Below are 19917 nucleotides of genomic sequence, written 5' to 3' on the forward strand. Positions count from 1 at the left end.
TTTCGCTACGGTTTGGACTATGTTCAAATGGCTATTCTACGTTTGATTGGTTTTGGAAAAAAAGAAGAATTTAAGAAAGTGCTAGCAATTTTAAGAAAGAAAAAGCCTGATAGGACAAGGGCTCTATGAAATTTGTCGTGTACAGAGGAGTTTCTTATAGTTAATTGTATAGAAATTGGTTTGTAGCCATTTATTCTGTGCCAATTTTTCAATCACAAGAATTCCAGCTTGCTTTAACTTTGCTACGATTCTTTTAATCGTTGAGATGCTATATACACCGAGCGTGGTTTGCCACTGTTCATAATTATGGAACCAATACTTTTTTCCATTAAAGGTTTTTCCTTCGTTATTTTCTAAAAAGTAATGCAGCTTCTGTAAAAAATTGGCGGCAGCCACGCCAAACGCTTTTGCAAGCGTTGGCGAAGCAATCAGAGGATAGTCTCCAGAAATCAGGAGGTTATTATTATTGGTCTTGGACATGATTCGCCCCACGTAGAACACGTTGTGCACGTTCAATCATCTTGTGACGTTGATGTGTACGAAATGCCCAGAGCGATGATAAATTGTTATTTTGATTGAGCTTTGCAACTTCAAGAATTTGCTCATCAGTCATTTCATGCATGCATTGATGAATGATTTGATGTGCTTGTTCAAGTTCTTTGAGTAAGGAGTTTGCAGTGTCAACAGCAATATAAAGATTGGCGAGTGTTTGACGCTGAGGATTTGAAATTGATTTGCCAAGTTCAACAATCAGTTGCGAGGCTTGTTTTTTAGGTGTGCAAGTGTTTGCACCATGAAGAATTGCGTTCATAGTCGTTTCCTTGTAGATAAGTTTTAACACTTACCGCCAGCACTTTCCTACGGTGATGGTGGCAGCTTAACAGGAGTAGGAAATACCGTTCTACAAGGTACGGCCAGCATAAAGCTGTCCTGTCAAGCCGCCATAACGACAGCTAAACAATAGACAAAAAAATAGTCGCATAAGCGACATTTGTTTGCGCTTGTAGATATTATCAGGTTTCCTACGCCTGAACACAGATTTTGCTGTGTCCAATTAGCTTAACTGGGTATCGCTTAAGCTGTCAACGCTGTGATTGGATCTTTTTACATATCTTAACATTAATTAATTAATTGATTGATTCTGCTGGAGATATTTTAAATTTCTGACGGCTGGAAATTTGATTATGAACCATGTTTATGGTGGCGTATTGAGCACAAACTTTAATGTTTGATGGGTTTTTAACGGAAGTGATGCTAATGATTGATGATCAGAATTTCTAATCAAGCAAATTGAAGCTGATTTGCTAGGGCTTGTTGAGAATTAACAAAGGCAACTGATTAATTTATAATAGTACTATGGATAGATACATACTTACTGATGCCCAATGGGCAAAAATGGAACCTTTTTGCCTAGGTAAAGTGACCGATCGAGGTCGTAGTGGAAAAGATAATCGATTATTTTTAGAAGCAGTCCTCTGGATTGCCCGTACAGGCAGTCCATGGCGTGATCTACCTGCTCATTTTGGTAAATGGAATACCGTCTTTAAAAGATACCGTGACTGGGTGAAAGCTGGTGTATTTGAAACTATTTTTGCATCTGTAAATGAAGATGTTGATTTGGAATACGCCATGATTGATGGAACGATTGTTAAAGTTCATCGACATGGGCAAGGTGCAAAAAGGGGGACTTTCAAACAATCTATAGGTAAATCTCGAGGTGGAATGACCTGTAAAATTCTTGCCTTAGTGGATAGTCTAGGCAACCTCATTAAGTTTCGATTAATGCCTGGTCAATATCACGATTGAGTAGAAACCAAACCTTTAATTGAAGATGTTGATTTTCAAGCATTACTAGCGGATAAAGCATTTGATGCAGATTGGCTTATTCAAGAACTCAATGAACGTAAAGTGAAAGTGGTGATCCCACCCAAATCTAATCGAAAAGTAATGAGAGCATTTGATACGATTATGTATAAATGGCGTCATCTCATTGAAAACTATTTCTGTAAGTTAAAAGAATTTAAACGTATAGCGATGCGTAGTTGTAAAACAGATACGAGTTTTGAAGCCATGATTCAATTATGCGCGAGTTTAATTAACTCTCGGTAATTCTCAACAGACCCTAAAAGAATGAGTTAAATAAATCATCGATTGTTTAGGGCTTCAACAACTGTTAAGACTTTCTCTAAGCCTTCTCTGGTTTGAATTTGCTGAGTCGGGACACCATCGGTTGCGGTATTGAATGCATTCATAAAATAATCAATCCATTCAGAATCACCGCCCGTGAGTGTTGATAAGCTTTGATAAAGACGAATCAGTAATAATCCAGCTTCACCTTGTGCAGATGTGGGTTCTAATACAGCTGAGAATTCGATTTGGTTCATCGAAGCGAGATCGAGACCCATCACAGCAGTCAGTTGAGTATTGCTAAGACCAAGTAAATTCGCGGTTTTCAATACGGCTTCTGCTAAAACCGTTGCTGTACTTGCTGGGTTCATCCAAGCGACCTGCTGAGCTTTGCTGATTATTTATTCTATCGCATTTAATAGGATATTACTGGAGAAGAGGGAGCTTCAGTTTGCTCGCGTTAAATCAGCCTTTGCAAATTTCAATCTTCTCATTAACAGCTCATTAGGCATTCATTCATCTCAATGCGTCGAATGTAAAAGCTGAACTGAGCCTGATTTAATTCTTTATAGGACTTACGCATTGACAGATTCAAAAAAGTATTAAAATGCTTTATAAAGTATCTGTGATTAGACGAATTAAACATGCTTCTACAGCAACCTGTACTCTACCCATTTATATGGGCTTTCTCATGACAGAACCGAACTCTATTAGCTGCACACAACTTGCCGAGACTTATAACATCTCGCATGATAGTGTAAATCGCTTTCTAGAGCGTGAAGACTACACACCTCACGACCTATATCAAGAAGCAATTCAACATATTGATAATAATAAACTTATAGTCAGTATTGATGATACTGTTTTAGATAAACCGTATAGTCAGCATATGGACTTAGTTAGCTATTTTTGGTCAGGCAAACACCACCGATCCGTCAAGGGTATTAATCTCATTACCTTGTATGCGACAGATCAAAATGGTCAAAATATTCCAATTAATTTCCGAATTTATGACAAATCTGAAAGTAAAACCAAGAATGATTACTTTATGGATATGTTAAGTGAAGTACTCAGTTGGGGTGCAAAGATTCAATTTATTACAGGTGATAGTTGGTATTCATCGACTGCAAATCTAAAAACCATAAGAAAATAGAGTAAGAAAAATGAGGGCCTAATGCCCTCATTTTTTTGTATAAAATTAGCGCTAAAAGATAGTGTTCCTGATAGTGATGCGCAAGTCCTGAAGGAAGCGTTTGAAAGTGATCCGTCTTTAGTCGATTTAGGCGTTGAGTTTTAGGCGGAATTCTTTCAGCCCAATAAAAAATTCGATCCTGCATCAATAATGTGAAAGAGCAATTCCATGGATAACAACCTATTTGATCATCTTATCCTTTCAATAAAAGAAGCAGGTGCCATCAAAAATGATGAGATTCATGCACGTCTGGCAGTTCTCAATAAATTTACAGAATTAGGTCGACCTCATACCCAAGTTGTCACTTAAATTTGAGTGATTTGGGGAAGCTTTACTTTTAAATTCTTTATGCAACAAAGCCTATTGAATCCGAAAAAGATAATAACTAGGCTTATAGATAATTTGATTTTTTAAATTTCCACAGTGGAAATTTAAAAATATTTTTTTTATTTTTTTATTATGCTAATATAAATTTAATTTTTATATATATTACCCATGACAATATACGTAATCGCAAATCAAAAAGGTGGTGTTGGAAAGACAACGCTATCAACCAACTTAGCTGTTGCTCTGAGTAAAAAAGGCAAGACGACTCTTGTAGATGGAGATGATCAACAATCCTCTATAAAATGGAGTAAACGTAGACTACAAGATTCTATTACAACCATTGCTCTTAAAGATAATTTAAAAGAAGAATTACAACAATTAAAACAAAATAATAAATATATTGTATTGGATGTTGCAGGGCGTGATTCAGCTGAATTTCGTTCAGCATTATTAACAGCAGATGTTCTTATTATTCCAACACAACCTAGTCAAACAGATATTGAAGTACTACCTTTTGTTCTAAGATTAGTAAATACAGCAAAACAAGTGAATAAAAATTTAAAAACATTTGTGGTGTTAAATAAAGCCCCAACTAATAATAAATCTACAGAAATTGATGCTGCTTTAGAGCTATTACAGCAAGTCAAGTCTGTTAAAACACTAAATACAATTTTGCGTGATCGCAAACAATTTCGCGATGCGATGATCGAAGGAAAATCAGTATTAGAAATGGGTAGCAGCAAAGCAAAAGATGAATTAAATGAATTTTTGGTGGAGATCCTGTAATGGCAAAAAAACCATTAATTGTCGATTTTAATGATTCTCTTGAAATGGAGCAGGCATTTATTAATGCAGCAGGAACAGGAAAAGTATCATTAATATCATCAATTGAAAATAATATTGTTGATGTACCTATAGAACTTATTGACTTCTCAGAGCATCAACCTCGTATTATTACAGATAAAGTTTTACAGGAAGTTGAAATTCTTGCCACGAGTATTGCAACGAATGGACAAATTTACCCTATTGTTGTTATAAAAAAAGAGGAAAGATATGAGCTCGTCGGTGGAGAAAAAAGGTTTAGAGCTGTTAGAGATATATTAAAGCATAAGACGATTCGTGCAATTATTCGAGATGATAAATCCAAGGAAAAAACAGCTTTAATTTCATTGATTGATAACTTACATCGATCGGATCTTAGTGATTTTGAATTAGTCAACGCCATACAAAAACATTGTAATGAGTTTGGATACTCTATACAAAATGTAGAATTTATCACTCAAAAATATCAACTAGATCAATCTAAATACTTTAGATTAATGAGCTTTTATAAACTTCCAGATTATATAAAAGAAGATCTAAAAATAAATCCAAAAGCTATTTCAGGTGCAACTGCACAACAATTGTTAACCGAATTAAATAAACTCGTTTTAAAATTTAATCATCAATTGGTTGAATCTGCCACATTTAATATATGGAAAAAATATCTAAATGAATTTACAGAAACTAATCGTCCATCAAAAAAATTCATTTACGAAATAGAAAAAGCATTAACTGTACAAGAGATAGCTAAAAAGCAAGAACAAAATATCACAAATACGTCTAAAATTAATAAAATGGTACTAAAAGATAAAAATGGTCTTAAATTTGGCTCAATTAAGATTGAAAAAAATCTCAATGGGAAGACAGTCGTAAATATTCGTACTAGTTTAAATGCTGAATTTAATCAAGAAAAAATTGAAAAACTAGAAGCTTTTCTTGCTGATTTAGACGATAAGGTATAAAAAATTATAAATTTCCACAGTGGAAATTTATAATTGAGTATCCAATATGTTATAGATTGATATTGGATACTACCATTTACCATATATATAAGATTAAAAAATGATACATAAGAAAGGTTATCATCAGAAAGGTAGTTGATCTTCTGCAGGATCTAAAATTTCATCCATATCAGAATCTGCAATATTTTTATCTTCATGCTCTGCCATATTATCTTCAGACGCATCTTTTTTAAAGATATTCATATTGCGTTTTGCTTGTATCCAAAAATAGTAATCCAGATCAATAAGTTTATGATCATTCAATATATCTAACTTATTTGTTAATAAGCTACGCATCGTTTTTTTAGCTGTAATCGTATCCAAATCACCTAAAAAACAACCATAATCGTTTAAGAAAACATCACAATTCACTAAAACTGTGATTTGCTTAGAGCTCAACTTAGTGACTGGTTTAATATATTTAACGCGTTCTTTATCTTTAAAGTGTGATCCATCATCACTATATGGAATTGCATTTTTAAGATGTTTTTCTTTTAATCGATCAATAATACGTTGAAAAATTAGATTTCTATGCTCTTCCTTCATTTTGTAAGTAAAACGTATACCTACAACAAATTTTCCATTTTTAATCGTTTCATAATCAATTTCAAGATTACTTAACTTATTAATTTGTGTTTTAGCAACATTCAAAACACGGCTTTTTAAGTTATCGATTAGTTTATATTTATCTTCAATATCTAAAGCAAAACGCAATCTTTCCAAACTTATATCATGAATTTGCTGAATACCTAATGACTCAGCTTTCCATAATTCAGAATTGAGAATCCTATAAATCCGCATGGCATAATTAGAACGCATCCGCATAACATAGCGAATTTGGTGTGTACTAAATGAATGCGTCATACCTGTCGGATTAATTAAGTTATAGAAGTAATTATAAAATTCTCTAGCAAAACGAATCTGCATGCATTTAGTTTCTTTACTATAATGACAATAAATAATCATTGGTACCTTAATTGGTGTAGGATCATCTTTTTTCTTGATCAACATTACCTTAGGCTTATAACTATCATAAACACGCTGCAAGGCCTTTTCACCATACCGATGAATTTCATATAGCTCACTTGCTGTGACAACATCTTTATCTAAATCTTTTTCTGAAATCAATTCACCAAAATTAGCTGCACTAATCGTAATTAACTCATCTGGATCAAAGCGCATATTTTTATTTAGTTCATTTTTGCGCACAGCAACCATAGCACAGTACACTAGCTTTTCTTCATTAGATTCATAACTGTAATTTGCAGTGGTCATATCATTACGTGTAGCCACTAAATCAGTGTATTGAACACGACGAGAAGAAGGCTTTATTAATTCTGTACTTTTCAAACCAAACTCCGTGGTTACAATTTTATAACCATACATTAATAACATTTTGTATTGAAATCAACAATGAAAGCAAACAGATCAATAAAAATATATCTTTTAGCTTACGGACAAAACGTATGGTTATTCACAGATATTTAATAAAATTATCAACAACGGACAAAACGTATGGTCATTTCATATAATCTAATAAATAATGAGAACAGGACAAAACGTATGGTTATATCAAAAATAAAATTCAAATAAGCTCAAAGCATTGCTATTAAATGCTTTTAATGTCATTACAATAAAAAAAATAAGTAAAATAATCCAATATATCAATAGAAAGAAAAACCAATCTTCAATAAAAAAGCATGTACATCGGACAAAACGTATTGATAGTGCTTAAAACATCATCATTTATTTGGAATAGAAAAAATTCATGGTTATAGTTTTTATTGTGCTAACTGCAATGAATATTTGTATATTCACTTTAAGAGAATTTTTACTATTGATAATTTTGTGGATAAATTGAGACAAAACGTATGGTTATCGGACAAAACGTATGGTTGAACGGACAAAACGTATGGTTGAACGGACAAAACGTATGGTTGAACGGACAAAACGTATGGTTGAACGGACAAAACGTATGGTTATTAATGAATAACCACTTGAATTTAAATATAAAAATATCCTCATAAACTTTATTAAACATATATAAACATATATAAATACTTATAAACCTTTAATTTAATTTTTTTAATAAAATTTTAAATAAGACGAATTGAAGCAACAAGTGCAACACTATAAAAACCAGCAATCACTTCACTGAGTGTATACCAACATAGTATCTTTCTAGGACGATTATTTAGACCAAACTCTATCTATTCTATTCGCTCTTTTGATACATCATCAAACGATAAGGATTTTGGTAAATATTCATTCGTATTTTCATTTTTAGCGCGTTGATTAGACTTTTATGGATCCGCAAAGTAAGTGTCTATGCATGCATCTGTTATCATACTATGCTCTGAAAACTCCTTACCATTATCAAAAGTCACACTATAAGCATGACTGCTACGCAAACATTCTAAAGGACACGAGATCGTTTTAGTTGAGGTTCTCGTTTGCTACAAATGAACCATATGTACATATAGACTCTTACGTTTCACATTCGAGTAGTTCTAAATTATTTTGGCTGTGATTCATGCAGGAATAATGAAGAGCATTCGACAGCCGTGGGAATTGATCGGCATAGCGTTGGTAAATACTGATTTCGTGATTGAGTTGAACAATACTGTTTTCTACACGTTCCAGTTCGATTTGCAGCTGGTCTTTCGTTTCACAAGATTCTTGCTGTGTTGGAAGATGGATGGTGCTGGACTGTGTGATTGGCTGATAGTTTTAGATGTGACCATCTCTGATTTTTTAAAAACAGCTTAGTATCTACATAGACGTAATATTCTATATCGTGTTTGAAAAAAATATTCCAGTGAAAATCTATTGTCTATAGCACCTCTAACACCTGCGATAATAGGAATTTAAATATTTCAATTAGAATTTAAACTTTTCTTGAAAACAAAGAATATTTCTTATGTGATCTAAATTCTGATAAGATATATGAAAAGTTTAGAGTCTAAGTGTAAATAATGATAAAGAATAATATTCGACGTGAAAGCTACCTGAAATTTCTGAATACATGGAAAAACCGTGATCTCATTAAAGTACTATCGGGTGTACGTCGTTCTGGAAAATCTACTTTACTAGCGATGTTCCAACAAGATCTAAAAGAGCAAGGTGTACAAGATGAAAATATCATTGCTATTAATTTCGAATATATGGAATTTGAAGAACTCACTGATGTGGTTCTAGGATTTTAGACCACGTCTATAAGTGATAATCTACTCCCCAATAAGCATGGGAAATGCTTGTTTTTGGAGTCAACCATGACACGAAGAAAACGTCGTAATCATTCAGCAGAGTTTAAAGTTAAAGTTGCTCTCGCAGCAATTAAAGGCGACCACACACTCGCTGAACTTTCTACTCAATTCGATTTACATCAAAACCAAATCATCGATTGGAAAAATCAACTGCTTGAGCAATCAATCAATATTTTTTCACGACCAACAGCACAACAAGAACCTGAGATTGACCTCAAAGCTCTACATGCCAAGATAGGACATCAGGCATTGCAAATTGATTTTTTAGAAGGTGCGCTCAGAAAAATAGGGCAGCTGAGCGGCAAAAAATGATCGATAAGACCCATCAACTTTCGGTACGACAACAATCGCAATTGATTCAAATCAATCGCAGTACGTTGTATTACAAGCCCAAAGAGATTTCATCAACTGATTTGAGTTGGATGCGTCTGATCGATGAAATTCATCTCGACTACCCATTTATGGGCAGTCGAATGATACGAGATATGCTACAGCGTCAAGGGCATCAAATAGGTCGGCGTAAAGTCCGACGTTTAATGCGCTTGATGGGAATACATGCCTTGTATCCAAAACCCAATACCAGTAAGCCTAATCTTGCACACCGTATTTTCCCATATCTGTTGAAAAACATGGTCATCGATCACTCTAATCAAGTCTGGTGTACAGATATCACATACATTCCTATGGCTAAAGGCTTTGTCTATCTGTGTGCAATTATAGATTGGCATAGTCGTAAAGTACTGGCTCATCGTGTATCGATCAGTATGGAAACAGACTTTTGCATAGATGCGTTGCAAGAAGCAATTGTGAAATATGGTTGTCCAGAGGTGTTTAATACAGACCAAGGCAGTCAATTCACAAGCGAGGCATTTTTGAATGAGTTAAAATTGCGAAATATCAGTATCAGTATGGATGGGAAAGGACGGTGGAGAGATAATGTGATGATTGAGCGTTTATGGCGCAGCGTGAAGCATGAGGAAGTCTATTTGAAGGCTTACGATACGGTTAAACAAGCGAAACAATCAATTGCTGAATATTTGGATTTTTATAACACGATACGTCCTCATTCAAGTTTGAATAAGGCAACACCAAATGAATTTTATGATCAACATTTACTAAAAGTAATGGCAGCATAATTTAAATATTTAGAGCGGATTTATCACTTATAAAACTGAATTGAGTGGTCTAATTAACGGAACCACATCACACCGATTATCGTAAATTACACGATTATGTACTTTCGAAAGTCGATAAAAACAAAAAAAACTATGTTTTTTTAGATGAAATACAGCATGTTCAAAATTTTGAAAAAGTAGTCGATTCTTTATATATTCGTGACTATATCGATCTATATATTACAGGTTCAAATGCATTCTTTTTGAGTGGGGAATTAGCGACGTTACTTACAGGGCGTTATATCGAGCAGCATGTTTTACCTCTGTCATTCCAAGAGTTTAAACAATGGCATACTGAAAATAATCCAACCATCCAACAATTATCCAATCGTGATTTGTATGCGATGTACACTCGCAGTAGTTTCCCTTATACACTTGCAATGACTAATCAGCAGGAAACCTATGATTACTTACAAGCAGTCTATGCGAGTGTCATGTTTAAGGATGTTATTCCTCGCTTGAATACTGCAGATATTAACGCTTTGGAGCGTGTTGCAAAGTATTTGGCAAGTGTTACGGGCTCACCTATTTCTATTAATAAAATTAAAAATACCTTTGTTTCAAGTGGAGTTAAGATCTCATTTGAAACAGTAAAACGATATATTCAGGGTTTACAGGATAGTTTACTATTTTATAGTGCAGCACAATTTAAAGTACGTGGGCGAGAGCTATTACAAACCTCTGAAAAATACTATCTAGTTGATGTTGGCTTGCGCCGAATTATGTTGCCTGATGCAAATGCTGATCAAGGCCATATTTTAGAAAATGTGATTTATCTTGAGCTCGTCAGACGAGGCTATACTGTTTATGTTGGGCGACTTGATGAATATGAAATTGATTTTGTTGCTGTTGATACGTTACAGAATTTAACTTATTACCAAGTCGCGTTAGAAACACTGAATGAAGAAACATTAGCCCGAGAGTTACGCCCATTGCAGAAAGTTTCTGACTCGTATCCCAAGTATTTATTGACCTTAGATACTATAGGTACTGAAGCCAATTATAATGGTATTGTAAAAATGAATGCTCTCGATTGGTTACTGTCTGAAAATAAGTGAACTGGAACCTAGTGATTAACAGCTAAATTATTGATCAAAGCATAGATATTTTTAGGATTAATCAAGAGTCAAAACAATTTACAGGCTCTACAAATTGATATAAAAATAAAGTTAGTAAATAAATTATATAAATCAAATATTTTATTATTAAATCTTAAATTTGTTTGATTTAATTTTATTTATTTTGGGACTATGTTAGTCTATTATTTCAACGCTAAAAATAACTTAACTTGCAGAAAAAATGATGACACCATTGCTCATTGATGCATTAACAATATCTGAGGGCAGGTTTAAAAAACCATGCCCTGTTTTAGTTTTGAAAATGATGTTACTTAATCGGGAAAAGAGTAGGTTTTCAGAAGAAATTAAAAATCAAGCACTACTACTGCTCGCGACATATCGTAAGTTACTGCGTGCTGTCGCTAGTGATTTATGTGATGTAAAAACTCTAAAGGACAGTGTGAAAAGAAGACACTGGGGTAAAGTGGATAAAGTGGATAAAGTGCAGGATAAGATGGTTGTTGCAAAAGAACTTCGACTAAAGCATTTAGATCTAGAAGAAATGCCTTTATTTTTTCATACACAGCATTTTTTAAAAAAACTACCGATTTCCTTTGTTCAAAAATTGGTAGATTGGGCACCACCGGTGGTTAGTGGTACTTTTTTAATCGAAAATGTTTTAGCAGGTTATATCTCTCAGAAGCTTTTGCCATTAGAAAAAATTAAAGTAAAAGAGCTTGGAAAATCTGTGCAACCCTATTTTCACATAGCTGACTTTTTTGTGCTTTTACCTCAACTAGAAGAACTTTATCAAAAATATCAAAAGCAAATTGTTCGCGTGGCTCCAACTGCAGAAGTTGCTTTAGCTTTAACAGACTTTGGGAAAGCATGGATCTATCGTCTTAGGAGTGGGCTATGAATATTTATTTTAAGCAACTGCTAGAATGGATAAACCAGAATTCCCCTATAGAAGAACAAAAACTCCTCCGAGCATTATTTTTATTACGTGCACATTATAGCTTAGCCGGTATCGTTGTCATTTGTCAGCGAATCTTCACATTGATTGGGGATGATGAATTACCAGAATTTCGTGATGAGCTTAATACGTTAAAGATCATTAGTAGATTGCAGGATTCTGATCAACATTCACATTTTTTCTCAGAAACAACAGATAGAAACAAACATAAACTCACGCCATTACGTCCATACACTGGAGACAGTGGAATTTGTGATTTGCTATTGATTCAAGCAGGACTAAGTCGAAATAATGAGCGTTTTGATACTGTAATCATTTGGTTTTTAGAGCAAATATTTCACTTTCAAAAAAATGTACACACTCTAAAGCTTTATAGTCATTATTTAAAGGGTGATGGAAGCATAAAGCTGAAAGATCAAAAAGGATCTCGTGTGTATAACGCCTTTTTAGCGATCAGGCTGTTGGGTGATCCAAGTAATGAGGATATTTTAGAACAAGTCGAAAAATTACTGACTAAAAACGGACCGAAACAACTGATTCATTTGATGTCCGCTGGTTCTGAAGACAAACGATTAAATGAAGTTTTTTATGCATTAAAGCTCTTTTTATCACAAATTTGGCAAAAGAATCGACTAAAAAATAAGAAAAAACGTCGAGAGTTTTTACACCGTATAGGGTTAAAGCATCAAAAACTGATCTTGCAACGATACGGCTCATTAAGTATTGCTATCCAACCTTTAGAGGATGTAGATGAAATTCATCGTGGTCTAGTCTCTGAAGTATTTGAGTATGATGAGATTGAAGAAGATGAAACACCATTGGAGCCATTGTTTACATTTTTTTTGGCCGAACAATCCGATTTAATTCGAGGGTTTTATGCATCTAAGTCTACCTCTCAGCATGTTGAAGCTACAAATGTTGGTTTAGTTTGGACCAAATGGCGATTGTCATTAAATTCGATTCAAGATGTGTTTAGGCTCTGTCAACCATCTAAGGCTGATACCAGCTTAATTTTACGCGCAAAATTAGCTTTGATATTGAGTTTACTCACTGGACGTTCGGTTACTGAATTAACAGCGCCGTGTTTTAGTCAAAATACTGATCAGAATAATATTGCTATTCAGTATGATCATACTTTATCTGCATACGTATTGAGCGTTTTAGCAGGCACACCGACACTCAAAACAAAGCCAGAAGAGTCTAAATTTCATGTGCCATGGACCAAGAAATTACATTTGGTTTTACCAAGTGAGCTCAATGATTTGGTGAATCAAGTCAAAAATCTTGCGATTAAAACCCGTCAACCGGCAGTTGAACGCGAAGTTAGAAGACTTATTAACAGTGTGCCGAAAGAGTTAGAAATCAGCCTAAAAAGCATTAAAGATCTTCTTCCACGGTTGTTATATGAGCATAGCCAAGGTGATTTAGCTGTCGTTAAAGCAGTGACGAATGCATCAGGTCGGAATTATGATAACTTAATTCATTATGCATCTTTTGAACAGAGGAAACTTGAGCAGTTATGGGCTGATTGTTTAAGAACGATAAAAATTGATATTCCTGAATATATGCACTCTTCTAGTGAACGCGTGGGTAGCCCGACTGGGATAAAGATTGTTGAAATACAAAATGAAATTACACGAATAAAGAAGAGAATAAATCAGGCTGCCGAACAGAAAGATTGGCAGACGCTCTTTGATAACTTAACGTTGTATACAGAATTATGGATGAATCTTGCAACTGCAGGACGGGGGATTAAGCAACCCTTTCCAAAGTGGATAAGTCAGCAAGGCTGGGCATTGATTCAAGATAAACATCATCAAGATGAATCAACCGATCGTTATGTGCCATTGACGGCAGCATTTATCAAACAGATTCAAGTTTTACGTGGTTTGATGAGAATGCTGGGGGATCAAGTTGAACCACGTGTTGATTTATCATCTTATGCGTTGCAACTTTGTGATCCTCATCAGATTGAAGGTTTAGGTAGAAATTGGGCACGGAAGCTGGTTCGCTCTGATAATAATCAGTTACCTGGACGGTTCAAGGATGCTGGACTTGGGCACTGGGTACGCGGTCGTTATCCATGGGATATGTTATCAGTATTTCCTGTATCAACATTTAAACAACAGTGGCTTGATGTACAAGAAAACCTGCAAAAACAGTTAGGTTTCGAATGTCTTGATGTTTTTGATTTTTTTAAAAACCTGAATATTCCAACATTTGTTGTAACCAAAGAGATTAAAACAGTTCAAGCAGAGACGAAGCCGAGAATACAATATTCAGAAAATGATGTAAAAGAATGGCTGGAAAACTCAGAGTATGAGTCCTATTGTCAGTTGATTTTTGAGGAAAATCCTGAGCCAAACGTATCTTTCGAGCTTGGACATGTATTAGCTTCCCATTTAGCTAAAAATACAAACATTGATTTGCCACAAGCGATCAAGGCATATTGTGCTTATATTCGCGATAAAACGAAAATTCCTTTATTCGTTCAACTTCCTCAAAAAGCTAATCGTACATGGCTGACATCTGAAAATAGTTTTAGTACATGGTGTTATATTGAACAAAACTTACTTGATCTTATTCAGAAGGATTTAGAACATTTACCTGAACATCAAAATTGTGAGGTTGAAATAGGACGTTTGCTGGTTGTACTCTCCATGTATTCACAACTGTGCAGGGTAAGCCATTTACAAGCGATGTTGGAGTTTATTGCTTCTGATCAACATATAGTCGCTATGGGGAATAGTCGGCTCGTTGAGCTGACAGTGAATAATGATAGATCTGTGACGAAGATACGCCGTACAGTACTGTTAAGTCCTTATGTCTCGACTTTAATTTTAGTAGACCGACAGTATCTACAGCCCCGATTAAAAGAGATTTTAGCACAGTCAAGAAATCAACAAAGAACGGCTTGGCAAAAGTGTTTTAATACATATTTAAAACAAATAGGGATTAAGTCAACTCTATCATTAGCTCAATGGTTGAAAGCTTTACAGCAAAATGTGATGTTAAATAGCACTCCGTTAATTGCAGGTTATATAGCAGGCCAAGTCCTGACTGAAGATCTTTCAATAAATGAATTATTACGCTTATCCGAATATGAAAAATTAACCACAGGTTTAGATAGCACTGAGCCAGAAAGTGAAATAGAAATAGGCGATGAGCAACTACATTTGTCTGATATTTTAGCGATGATTCAGCAACTAAAAGGTGAGTCTAGATCAAGCATTTGGCTTGAACAGCTTGCCAATAATAAAACGAATCACTACTCAGTCAATTTATTAACGTGCTTTGTGCAATGGTTGATTTTACGCTGTGATGCAGAAGAGTTAAGTCTACAGAATCGAAATATGATTCATCTACATTTGGCCATCGTCAGTGCAGGTATATTGGGGTTTTCAGAAGATTTAACAAAAGATAGCCAGATTGATGAAGATGTATTTCAAAAATGGATGGAGTTGACGCAAGAGCATTTTCCACACAGCAAGCATCTCGCTGCGTGGAATCGCTTTAGAGAATTTTTAATTCAATTAAATGATGATCGTATAAAGTTACACAAGCGTACAGCGCATCAAGCAAGTGCTAAGGTTTTTTCAAAAAATGAAGTGCGGCAGATCGTTCAAATATTACAATCTGTAGAGTCTGGGGTAAATGATACTGTTTTACGCCTAGAGATTCAGCGTCATTTTCGTTTATCTGCGGCGATGGGTGTACGCCGTTCAGAGGCGCTTCATTTACGGCCCTTAGATATTGATGAGGATATGCTCAGAATTCGTCCTTATGGTGAGCATCAGTTAAAAACACTTGGATCAGAACGTGTTGTTCCGATGAATTTATTAAGCCAGACGATTCAAAAGGGATTAGATGATATTTATAAGAATAAAAAAGATTCAATATTAATTTCCGATGAGAACAGTGAGCATAGGCCTTTTTTTGATCAAATATCTCAAATATTAAAGAAAGTCACTGGAGATGTTGATCTCAGCTTACATCATTTAAGACATACGTTTGCAAGTGCATATACTTTAAAGTGTTTGCAAACAGTGGTGGATTTTAAAGCGCTGACGATAGAACTGCCATGGCTACAAACTTGGATGCCATCTAATGAGCAATTTAATACACTAGTAGGCAATGAAGGACAGGTTGGGCAAGGGATTAAGGCGATTAGTCGAGTGCTTGGACATTTACATGAATCGACAACATTAAAGCATTATGTTCATATCTTATTTCTGGCTACTTATGCCTATAGCATGCAACAACAGCAACCCAATTTACATACTGCATTTTTTAAGCGAGTCATGAGTCGGAGTAATTTATTCAGGCATTTCCAAGCGATTAACCAACAGAATGGTAATCTAAAATATGAGTTGAGAGATACCATCGAAAAATATGTACTCAAAAAAAGACAAAGTCAGAGGTGGGTCATCTATGCTCAAAAAAGAGGTAATTCGACGGGTAAAGTAATTAAACACGAACTGTTTCAAAAGATTGAAGATATTGAGCGGTATCTTATTTCTGGACAGGGGCAGCCACAATTAGATATTGAGTCCTGGAAGAGAGCTTTAATTACGATGTCAAACATTCCTTCAGGTAAACGTGGTTCAAATATAGGAAGACACCCATTATCGACACAAGGAAAGTTAGCTCGTTTGCCTGAATTACTCAGTGCTGTAGATTTTAATTCTGCACAAGAGATTTTAGAGCGATTTGATTATTTAGAACAAAACCAATCAGAAACTTATAATTGGTTAATAAAAAAATGGTTGTATGAAAGTAATGTAACAAAAGTATTGATGCATTTCACCGCAGAGGATGAACCTATGCTTTCAATCCTAACAGAACATCAATTTTTTCCGATGATGATGAAACATAATAAATATAATTATTTTAGAATTATGTCTCAACAAGCGTCATTGAGCGCCGTGCGATGGGTACTTGCGTGGTTGAGTGTACGATATTTGGTGATTAGAGATGATATCAGAATCTAATTAAATATGACTTACGCACGCTTTGTTACACAAAGGTTTAAAAGACAGCGCTACCCTAATTGAGCTAAATTCAAGTGACAACTTGGGTATAAGTGCAGCTAGATTCTGTGAATTTGTTAAAGACAGCTATGTGTACATGAATAATATCATTTACCTGACTAGGAAAACTTCTTGCTGCTCATTTATCGCTTAATAATAGAGACTCAGGTATTTTTTATGGATCAACAGAGCCAAAAAAATCACATTATCTATTGCGTTCTGTCTGCTGCTGGAAGCTGTACAACATGATTCCTTATGGGAAATAGCCTAAGCGGTAACCGCCCCAAAAAATATTTGAGTTTAAAAGGGGGCGAATTCAAACATGAGGTGCGACAGTTTCAAAAGTCTTATGATAATCAACAAGCTGAGCAAATTTCTTTAATGGTGTAAGCCAATCTAACACTTTTCTAGGACGAGTATTCAGTGACGTGGCTACTTGATTTAAATAATGCTGATCTGTCTGGTTTAAATCAATCTCTTTAGGTAAATATTGCCTAATTAAACCATTCATATTTTCGCATGTGCCTTTTTGCAAGGGTGAATGTGGGTCACAGAAATATATGGTGGTGTTTCAAAAAGTATGCTGACATTAAATGAAGCCATTATTGATGGGCTTTGTTGCACAAATAGACGAAAGGTAGAGTTGTTCTAATCTTCAGATATTTATGCAACAGCCACCGTTTTAACTGTACCAATTGAGTCAATTTATTCAAAATATCGACTCTTATTTGCAAGTCAACCACCTGACGATTAAAGCATCGACTAGATACACCTTGTCCAAGTCGTTTCAAGGCAAACATTTTAGCCTCTATTCGGGATCGTCGATGATAACCAATATCTCGTTTCCACTGCTTTTGACCCTTGTCCCAACAGCCTTGTACTGCATGATTCCTTGCTTTACCAATTTCATTTTCTGCCCATAAAGCAGCATTGGAACGAGGAGGGATAATTACATTTGCTTGCCGTTTCAAAATCGCATCATAACAATTCACTGTGTCATAAGCACCATCAGCCGTGACAGATGCAATAGGTTCATCAATTTGATCTAAAAGAAGTTGGAGCATTTCAGCATCACCATATTGGCAGGTCGTGACTTCAACCGCTTGTATTTCTCCACTGTTTGCATCTGTCGCAAGATGTAATTTCAGCCATTGACGATGTTGGTTTACGCCATGTTTTTTACGCACCCATTCCCCATCGCCTGTAACTTTGATCCCTGTGCTATCAACTAAAATATGCAAGTCTTCCTGTGGATTTTTTGCTGATTTATGTAGAAGTGGCTGGAGCTTATCTGCTCGCCGACTCAATGTTGAGAAGTCTGGAACATTCCAGTCGAGGTGAGCCATTTGAAAAAGGCTTTGAATGAAACCTTGTGTTTGGCGTAAAGCCAGTTGGAACAGGTTTCGTATCGTCAGGGCAAATTGAATTGCTATATCAGTGTAGGTAGGTTGACGTCCTTTTTTTCCAGTAGGTGTTGCAGACCATTGCATTTTGGGATCAAACCAAATGGTGAAAGCACCCCCGTTGACGTAAAGCCTGATTGTACTCAGACCAGTTCGTTGTTTTGTATCGGTTTTTTGATTCTGTATTCATCTAACATGTATGGGGATGAAATTTATTTATGCAACAAAGCCAACTTAATAAGATCTTAAGAACTTGATTTTACCCTGAGGAAAATATTTTTGAGGGTAGACCTGTGAATCATCAAGTGGATATATTACGACATAAAAAAGTATTTATTAGTATTTTCACATTTGTCTTGGTGATTTTAGGAATTTGGTGGGGTAGCAGTTTACTACTCAATAAAAATAAAACGAAAAAATCAAAGACACAAAATGTAGTAGCCAATCAAACAGAAACAATAGATGTGTCTGGTAATCAGATTTTAATTTCGCCCACACAGATTCAACAAGCAGGTATTCAATTACAAACTTTAGGACAAGCGACAAGAGATGTACAACTCGCCCTGACTTTGCAGGGGCAAGCGCAGTGGTCACCTCAAAGTAAAGTGGTCTTAACGAGTCCTGTAGCGGGTATAGTGCAACAGGTACTAGTGCAACCTTTAGCCGAAGTTGGTCTCCATAGTCCTGTACTGGCTATTCACAGTCCCGATTTAATTCAGATTCAAAATGAAATTTTACAAATTCGTGCACAACTGCAATTAGCCAGCCAAAATTTGGCACGTGAACGCAGTTTATATGCAGAAGGGATTATTGCTGAAAAACGTGTACAGGAAGCCCAGAATGTAGTGCAACGACTGAATATTGATCTGAATGCCAAGCAACGCATGTTGCAGTTTATGGGCGGAAGTAGCAGTCAGGGATTGAATCCCGTGGTGTATGTCAAAAGTCCAGCCAGAGGCAGTGTAGAAAGTTTACAGGTATCTGCAGGTCAGTATGTAGAAACCGGTGCAGTACTGGGCCAGTTGGTGAATAGTGATCTACCTTTGCAATTAATGCTGCAAGCCCCTTTAGCGGATAGCAAATATATCCAGATTGGCGATTTGGTCAAAGTTGAGGGGTGTGAAATTACCGGGCAGGTACAACAAATTGCACCAGCACTTTCAGGCAATACGCAATCTCAAAATGTTCTAGTCCAAATGCAGGCCAAGGACAACTGTTTAAAAGTACAACAGTTTGTTAAAGCAAATATTCAAAGCCATAACCCAACAACAAAAACCGCATGGGTAATACCGAGTGCTGCCTTAACTTTAAAAAATAACAAGCACTTCATTTTTATCAAAAACCAATATGGTTTCGTGGTAATGCCTGTGGAATTGGTGGGGGCGAACCAGCAGCAAAGTCATGTGATTGGAAACACATTAAAACCTGGAATTCAAGTTGCTGTGAGGGGGGTCGAACGTCTAAAAGCCGTTTGGTCAGGTTTTGGTGCAGAGCAGGCACCACCTGCCAGCAGTAGCACTGCGGTGAATTGAGGTTAGGC

The 19917-nt window shown here is 35.6% G+C and carries 11 protein-coding genes and 9 pseudogenes; 13 read left to right on the forward strand and 7 right to left on the reverse strand.

Annotated elements, in window-relative coordinates:
• Window positions 1-129: pseudogene (locus M5121_RS13105) on the forward strand (IS4-like element ISAba33 family transposase); the annotation flags it as partial.
• Between the two features lie 18 nt (window positions 130-147).
• Here the strand turns inward: M5121_RS13105 and M5121_RS13110 are convergent.
• Together M5121_RS13110 and M5121_RS13115 are read right to left on the reverse strand one after the other, a co-directional pair.
• Window positions 148-480 (reverse strand): annotated as a pseudogene (locus tag M5121_RS13110) (replication protein); the annotation flags it as partial.
• Window positions 464-811: a hypothetical protein gene (locus M5121_RS13115; RefSeq protein ID WP_019383592.1), complete on the reverse strand. Its 348-nt coding sequence runs from the start codon at window positions 809-811 to the stop codon at window positions 464-466. The gene M5121_RS13115 and the pseudogene M5121_RS13110, both read right to left, overlap by 17 nt.
• 545 nt (window positions 812-1356) lie before the next feature.
• Here M5121_RS13115 and M5121_RS13120 point away from each other — a divergent pair.
• A pseudogene (locus M5121_RS13120) lies at window positions 1357-2109 on the forward strand (IS5 family transposase).
• 35 nt (window positions 2110-2144) lie between these two features.
• Here M5121_RS13120 and M5121_RS13125 read toward each other — a convergent pair.
• A complete protein-coding gene (locus M5121_RS13125; protein ID WP_019383594.1) occupies window positions 2145-2498 on the reverse strand; it encodes a hypothetical protein in 354 nt (117 codons plus the stop codon).
• 254 nt (window positions 2499-2752) lie between these two features.
• Here M5121_RS13125 and M5121_RS13130 point away from each other — a divergent pair.
• The 5 genes and pseudogenes from M5121_RS13130 to M5121_RS13145 form a co-directional block, all read left to right on the forward strand.
• Window positions 2753-3277 (forward strand): annotated as a pseudogene (locus M5121_RS13130) (IS701-like element ISAba11 family transposase); the annotation flags it as partial.
• 24 nt (window positions 3278-3301) lie between these two features.
• Window positions 3302-3424 carry a hypothetical protein gene (locus M5121_RS15885; protein WP_019383596.1) on the forward strand — a complete coding sequence of 41 codons (123 nt, stop codon included), beginning with the start codon at window positions 3302-3304 and terminating at the stop codon, window positions 3422-3424.
• A gap of 63 nt (window positions 3425-3487) precedes the next feature.
• A complete protein-coding gene (locus tag M5121_RS16015; protein ID WP_019383597.1) occupies window positions 3488-3628 on the forward strand; it encodes a hypothetical protein in 141 nt (46 codons plus the stop codon).
• Between the two features lie 186 nt (window positions 3629-3814).
• On the forward strand, window positions 3815-4432 hold the full coding sequence (locus M5121_RS13140; protein ID WP_004758942.1) for an AAA family ATPase: 618 nt from the start codon (window positions 3815-3817) through the stop codon (window positions 4430-4432).
• The gene (locus M5121_RS13145) at window positions 4432-5430 is read left to right on the forward strand and encodes a ParB/RepB/Spo0J family partition protein (protein WP_019383598.1); all 999 of its coding nucleotides are present in this window, start codon (window positions 4432-4434) and stop codon (window positions 5428-5430) included. The genes M5121_RS13140 and M5121_RS13145 overlap by 1 nt, the downstream gene beginning before the upstream one ends.
• A 123-nt stretch (window positions 5431-5553) precedes the next feature.
• On the opposite strand, the gene M5121_RS13150 is transcribed toward M5121_RS13145, so the two are convergent.
• Both M5121_RS13150 and M5121_RS13155 read right to left on the reverse strand, forming a co-directional pair.
• Window positions 5554-6864 (reverse strand): replication initiation protein, encoded by a 1311-nt coding sequence (locus M5121_RS13150; protein WP_019383599.1) that lies wholly within the window; start codon window positions 6862-6864, stop codon window positions 5554-5556.
• 701 nt (window positions 6865-7565) lie between these two features.
• Window positions 7566-7967 (reverse strand): annotated as a pseudogene (locus M5121_RS13155) (IS30 family transposase); the annotation flags it as partial.
• 477 nt (window positions 7968-8444) lie between these two features.
• Between M5121_RS13155 and M5121_RS13160 the strand changes: the two are divergent.
• The 5 genes and pseudogenes from M5121_RS13160 to M5121_RS13180 form a co-directional block, all read left to right on the forward strand.
• Window positions 8445-8657: pseudogene (locus M5121_RS13160) on the forward strand (AAA family ATPase); the annotation flags it as partial.
• Between the two features lie 84 nt (window positions 8658-8741).
• Window positions 8742-9871, forward strand: a protein-coding gene (locus tag M5121_RS13165; protein WP_249571399.1) for an IS3 family transposase whose coding sequence is annotated in 2 segments (ribosomal slippage) — window positions 8742-8994 and window positions 8994-9871 — 1131 coding nt in all. Because the reading frame shifts where the segments join, the coding sequence is not laid out codon by codon here.
• Window positions 9872-9942: 71 nt separating this feature from the next.
• A pseudogene (locus M5121_RS13170) lies at window positions 9943-10968 on the forward strand (ATP-binding protein); the annotation flags it as partial.
• Between the two features lie 241 nt (window positions 10969-11209).
• On the forward strand, window positions 11210-11887 hold the full coding sequence (locus M5121_RS13175) for a hypothetical protein (RefSeq protein ID WP_249571400.1): 678 nt from the start codon (window positions 11210-11212) through the stop codon (window positions 11885-11887).
• Complete coding sequence (locus tag M5121_RS13180) at window positions 11884-16935, forward strand: tyrosine-type recombinase/integrase (protein ID WP_249571401.1); 5052 nt, start codon at window positions 11884-11886, stop codon at window positions 16933-16935. Before M5121_RS13175 ends, M5121_RS13180 begins: the two co-directional genes overlap by 4 nt.
• Before the next feature lie 355 nt (window positions 16936-17290).
• Here the strand turns inward: M5121_RS13180 and M5121_RS13185 are convergent.
• Both M5121_RS13185 and M5121_RS13190 read right to left on the reverse strand, forming a co-directional pair.
• Window positions 17291-17536: pseudogene (locus M5121_RS13185) on the reverse strand (IS30 family transposase); the annotation flags it as partial.
• Window positions 17537-17576: 40 nt separating this feature from the next.
• Window positions 17577-18567 (reverse strand): annotated as a pseudogene (locus tag M5121_RS13190) (IS5-like element ISAba10 family transposase).
• Window positions 18568-18670: 103 nt separating this feature from the next.
• Here M5121_RS13190 and M5121_RS13195 point away from each other — a divergent pair.
• On the forward strand, window positions 18671-19909 hold the full coding sequence (locus M5121_RS13195) for an efflux RND transporter periplasmic adaptor subunit (RefSeq protein ID WP_249571402.1): 1239 nt from the start codon (window positions 18671-18673) through the stop codon (window positions 19907-19909).
• Window positions 19910-19917: the final 8 nt, after the last annotated feature.

The organism is Acinetobacter sp. ANC5681 (assembly GCF_023488045.1).
In the GTDB taxonomy this organism is placed as follows: Bacteria; Pseudomonadota; Gammaproteobacteria; order Pseudomonadales; family Moraxellaceae; genus Acinetobacter.

What these genes read in the sequence shown, in the direction of transcription:
- M5121_RS13150 (WP_019383599.1), bottom strand. Translation starts at nt 6,864, where the DNA reads ATGTTATTAATGTATGGTTATAAAATTGTAACCACGGAGTTTGGTTTG.
- M5121_RS13125 (WP_019383594.1), bottom strand. Translation starts at nt 2,498, where the DNA reads ATGAACCCAGCAAGTACAGCAACGGTTTTAGCAGAAGCCGTATTGAAA.
- M5121_RS15885 (WP_019383596.1), top strand. Translation starts at nt 3,302, where the DNA reads ATGCCCTCATTTTTTTGTATAAAATTAGCGCTAAAAGATAGTGTTCCT.
- M5121_RS13140 (WP_004758942.1), top strand. Translation starts at nt 3,815, where the DNA reads ATGACAATATACGTAATCGCAAATCAAAAAGGTGGTGTTGGAAAGACA.
- M5121_RS13115 (WP_019383592.1), bottom strand. Translation starts at nt 811, where the DNA reads ATGAACGCAATTCTTCATGGTGCAAACACTTGCACACCTAAAAAACAA.
- M5121_RS13175 (WP_249571400.1), top strand. Translation starts at nt 11,210, where the DNA reads ATGATGACACCATTGCTCATTGATGCATTAACAATATCTGAGGGCAGG.
- M5121_RS16015 (WP_019383597.1), top strand. Translation starts at nt 3,488, where the DNA reads ATGGATAACAACCTATTTGATCATCTTATCCTTTCAATAAAAGAAGCA.
- M5121_RS13180 (WP_249571401.1), top strand. Translation starts at nt 11,884, where the DNA reads ATGAATATTTATTTTAAGCAACTGCTAGAATGGATAAACCAGAATTCC.
- M5121_RS13145 (WP_019383598.1), top strand. Translation starts at nt 4,432, where the DNA reads ATGGCAAAAAAACCATTAATTGTCGATTTTAATGATTCTCTTGAAATG.